Genomic DNA, 4,259 nt, shown 5'->3' with positions numbered 1-4,259 from the left:
GGACGGTCGTGTCGGGTCGCGATGGTGGCCTGGATGTCCGGGTTACGCACCATTTGCAGGACGAAGCCGTCGCCGCTTGTAGGGTCTTTCTTGAGTTTTTGCGGGGCAACGACTTCCGGACGGTAGTCCGCCACCGCTGCCGAGGCGATGAACACATCACACGGGATGGCCGATTCGCACGCCGCGAGCATGTCGCGGGCACTGACCACGTCAATCCGGGTGACGCGATCCGGGGTCGGCAGGTGCACCGGGCCGCTGATCAGGGTCACGCGGGCACCGGCCTCCACCGCGGCTTCGGCCAGAGCGAAGCCCATTTTCCCGGAGCTGTGGTTGGTGATGTAGCGCACCGGGTCGATGTTTTCCTGAGTCGGGCCGGCGGTGATCACCACGTGCTTGCCGGTCAGTGCCTGACGCTGGAAGCAGTCCGCCGCGCACTGCGCCAGATCGGTGGCTTCCATCATCCGGCCCATGCCGACGTCGCCGCAGGCCTGGCTGCCAGAGGCCGGGCCAAAGGTCTTCAGACCACGGCTTTCAAGGAGTTGCAGGTTGGCCTGGGTCGCCGGGTCGCGCCACATCGCCTGATTCATCGCCGGCGCGACAGCCACCACGGCGTCGGTGGCAAGAACCAAAGTGGTCAGCAAATCGTTGGCGATGCCTTGGGCCAGACGGGCGATCAGGTCGGCGGTGGCCGGGGCGATCAGCACCAGATCGGCCCACTTGGCCAGCTCGATGTGGCCCATCGCCGCTTCGGCGGCCGGGTCGAGCAAGTCGAGGTGAACCGGGTGCCCGGACAGGGCCTGCATGGTCAGCGGGGTGATGAACTCGGCGCCGCCATGGGTCATGACCACGCGCACTTCGGCGCCCTGGTCGATCAGGCGACGAACCAGATCGGCGCTCTTGTAGGCCGCAATGCCGCCGCCGACGCCCAGAACGATGCGTTTCCGATACAGCCGCTGCATAGGTCTGCCTTTCATTTCGTGGGTGACATACGTGGCGAAACCCCCTCCCCAGGGTGAATTCGCCCGCAAAAAAGATGGGCTACGATATCACAGCGACCGCTACGGAACAGCGGCGCCCACAGACAAGGAAGGTGTATGAGTATTCGCGATTGGCCTGCGGCGGAGCGGCCGCGGGAACGGTTATTGGAACAAGGTTCGGCGAGTCTTTCGGACGCCGAGTTACTGGCCATATTTTTGCGCACCGGAGTGGCTGGAAAAAGCGCGGTAGATCTGGCGCGACATCTGTTGAATCAGTTTGGCAGCCTGCGTTTGCTGCTTGAGGCCGATCTGGAAGCATTCAGCAAAGAGTTGGGTCTGGGCCCTGCAAAATTTGCCCAGTTGCAGGCGGCTCAGGAAATGAACAGGCGCCACCTGGCCGAGTGTTCGCGCGAAAAAACGGCGCTGGAAAACCCGAAAGCCGTTCGCGATTACCTCAAATCCATGTTGCGCCACGAGCCACACGAGGTGTTCGGCTGCCTGTTTCTCGACTCCAAGCATCAAGTGCTGACGTTCGAGGCGCTGTTTCGCGGCTCGATCGACAACACCAGCGTGCATCCCCGGGAAGTGGTGAAACGCTCATTGGCCAACAACGCGGCGGCGGTGATTCTCTGCCACAACCACCCGTCGGGGAACAGCGATCCGAGTCAGGCGGATCGGCAACTGACCAAGCGCTTGCAGAAGGCGCTGGATCTGATTGATGTGCGGGTGCTCGATCACTTCATCGTTGGCGATGGGGAACCGTTGTCGATGGCGGAGTGTGGCTGGATGTAAAGCAAACAGGCAGCGGAAGTGCACTCTTGTGGCGAGGGAGCTTGCTCCCGCCGGGCTGCGCAGCGGCCCTGAAAAGCTTGTGAGCGCTGCGCACTCAAGCGGGAGCAAGCTCCCTCGCCACAGAGGTTTTTCCCACAGTAACGTGGGTTATTTCAGGGTGACCTTGGAGTAATCCTGTCGACCGAACGGGCTCACCGAATAGCCCTGCACGTCTTTACGCGTCAGCGCATAGGCGGTCGGGTGCGCCAGTGGCAGCCACAGCGCCTGCTGCTGAATCTGCGCCTGCGCCTGTTCATACAGCTTGGTGCGCACGCCTTGCTCGCTGGTGGTCTTGCCGGCGCTGATCAGCTTGTCCAGATCGGCATTGCAGTAACGGGCGAAGTTGGTGCCGGACTTGACCGCCGCGCAGGAAAACTGCGGCGTGAGGAAGTTGTCCGGGTCGCCGTTGTCGCCGGCCCAGCCCATGAACAGCAGGTCATGCTCGCCTGCCTTGGCGCGGCGAATCAGTTCGCCCCACTCGATCACGCGGATTTCTGCCTGAATGCCGATTTCCGCCAGGTCCGATTGCAGCAACTGCGCGCCCAGACTCGGGTTCGGGTTGAGCAGGCTGCCGGACGGACGCGTCCAGATGGTGGTCTGGAAGCCGTCCTTGAGTCCGGCCTTGGCCAGCAGCGCCTTGGCTTTGGCCACGTCGTGCGGGTAGCCCGGCAGGTTCTTCGCGTAGCTCCAGGTGTTCGGCGGGTAAGGGCCGTTGGCCGGCTCTGCGGTGTCTTCGAACACGGCTTTGACGTAGTTGGCCTTGTCGAAGGCGAGGTTGATCGCCTGGCGCACTTCTGGCTTGTCCAGCGGCGGATGCTGGCTGTTGATCCCGACGAAAGCGGTCATGAACGCGTCAGTCTTTTCCACTTTCAGTGTCGGTTCTTCCTGCGCCGCTTTCACGTCCAGCGGTTTTGGCGACAGGGCGATCTGACACTCGTTGCGCCGCAGCTTTTGCAGGCGCACGTTGGCGTCCGGGGTGATGGCGAAGATCAGCGGATCGACCGCCGGCTTGCCGCCGAAGTAATCCGGGTTGGCCTTGTAGCGCACCGAGGCGTCTTTCTGGAAGCGCGTGAACACAAACGGGCCGGTGCCGATCGGCTGGCTGTTGAGCTTGTCGGTGGCGTCGGCCTTGAGCAGCTTGTCGGCGTATTCGGCGGAATAGATCGAGGCGAAACCCATGCTCAGGGTCGCGAGGAACGTCGAATCCGGGTGATCGAGGGTAAAGCGCACGGTCAGCGGATCGAGTGCGTCGATTTTCTTGATCAGCGCCGGCAACTGCATGGACTGGGCGTGCGGGAAGCCGCTTTGCGCCACTTTGTGCCACGGGTTGGCCGGATCCAGCATTCGGTCGAAGCTGAATTTGACGTCTTCGGCGCTCAGGGTGCGGGTCGGTTTGAAATAGTCGGTGCTGTGAAACTTCACCTGCGGGTGCAGCTTGAACACGTAACTCAGGCCGTCGGGGCTGACTTCCCAGCTATCGGCCAGGCTCGGCACGACTTTGCCGCTGGCGGTGTCGAAGTCCACCAGGCGGTTCATCAGCACGTCGGCTGAGGCATTGGTGGTGGTCAGCGAGTTGTATTGCACCACGTCGAACCCTTCAGGGCTGGCCTCGGTGCAGACGCTCAGGGCGGCGGCCTGGGCCAGGGGGCTCAGCAGAAGCGGGGCGAGCAACAGGGGTAGGGCAGCGAGGCGCATGGTCGGCTTCCTTAACAGATCGAAGGCCATCTGCAGGTGCAGTCTGGAAAAGGGTTACCCTAGAGGGCTGGATTGCAAATGACTATCCCCTTTTTTGATTTTCGGGGCCGGGCACTGGCGTTTTTCAGACCGCAGTGCGCCAGGAAAAGTCGGAAACCTCTGTAAGTGCGGTTTTCTGCGACGAGTGGTCAAAACTCGCGGCAGCCTTTATCCAAAGCGTCCGCAGCCGGGAAAAGCGCCTTTTTAGCGGTTGATTGCACATCCAATGTTGTTGCACCACAGTCTTTCTGGTATAAAGCAGCGCTCTTTTCTAGGGGCCCGGTTCCTTCACTGTAGGTGTAGCCGGTAAGACCTCTAAAGAAACGCGGCGCCTGGCGCCAAATGACTGAGAGATTAAGCGGCCAACCCATGCCGGGTTGGGCATGTGGTTTTAGAGGGCTGAGGCATGTCGAGAGTATGTCAAGTTACCGGTAAGGGTCCGGTAACCGGGAATAACATTTCCCACGCAAACAACAAAACCCGTCGTCGTTTCCTGCCGAACCTGCAGCATCACCGCTTCTGGGTTGAAGAAGAGAAACGTTTTGTGCGTCTGCGCGTATCTGCCAAAGGCATGCGCATCATCGACAAGCGTGGCATCAGTGTCGTGCTCGCCGAACTTCGCCGCGATGGCAAGATTTAAGGGAGCTAATCATGCGTGAATTGATTCGTTTGATCTCGAGCGCCGGTACTGGTCACTTCTACACTACCGACAAGAAC

General features: G+C 61.1%; 5 protein-coding genes. 3 read left to right on the top strand and 2 right to left on the bottom strand.

Annotated features, from left to right (window positions below):
• Window positions 1-959, bottom strand: a 959-nt coding sequence (coaBC, locus tag ACIOUG_RS26610) for a bifunctional phosphopantothenoylcysteine decarboxylase/phosphopantothenate--cysteine ligase CoaBC (RefSeq protein WP_401070099.1), incomplete at its 3' end; no start/stop codon positions are given.
• Between the two features lie 135 nt (window positions 960-1,094).
• On the opposite strand from coaBC, the gene radC reads away from it, so the two are divergent.
• A complete protein-coding gene (gene radC / locus ACIOUG_RS26605; protein ID WP_401070093.1) occupies window positions 1,095-1,769 on the top strand; it encodes a DNA repair protein RadC in 675 nt (224 codons plus the stop codon).
• Window positions 1,770-1,916: 147 nt separating this feature from the next.
• Here the strand turns inward: radC and ACIOUG_RS26600 are convergent, their stop codons facing one another.
• A complete protein-coding gene (locus ACIOUG_RS26600) occupies window positions 1,917-3,503 on the bottom strand; it encodes an ABC transporter substrate-binding protein (RefSeq protein WP_401070090.1) in 1,587 nt (528 codons plus the stop codon).
• 445 nt (window positions 3,504-3,948) lie between these two features.
• Here ACIOUG_RS26600 and rpmB point away from each other — a divergent pair, with 445 nt between their 5' ends.
• Together rpmB and rpmG are read left to right on the top strand one after the other, a co-directional pair.
• A complete protein-coding gene (gene rpmB / locus ACIOUG_RS26595; protein WP_003229474.1) occupies window positions 3,949-4,182 on the top strand; it encodes a 50S ribosomal protein L28 in 234 nt (77 codons plus the stop codon).
• 11 nt (window positions 4,183-4,193) lie between these two features.
• On the top strand, window positions 4,194-4,259 hold a 66-nt coding region (rpmG, locus tag ACIOUG_RS26590), incomplete at its 3' end, for a 50S ribosomal protein L33 (protein ID WP_401070096.1).

The organism is Pseudomonas sp. NPDC087803, from assembly GCF_044742995.1.
GTDB lineage: Bacteria > Pseudomonadota > Gammaproteobacteria > Pseudomonadales > Pseudomonadaceae > Aquipseudomonas.
This window is presented reverse-complemented; position numbering and strand designations above follow the sequence as displayed.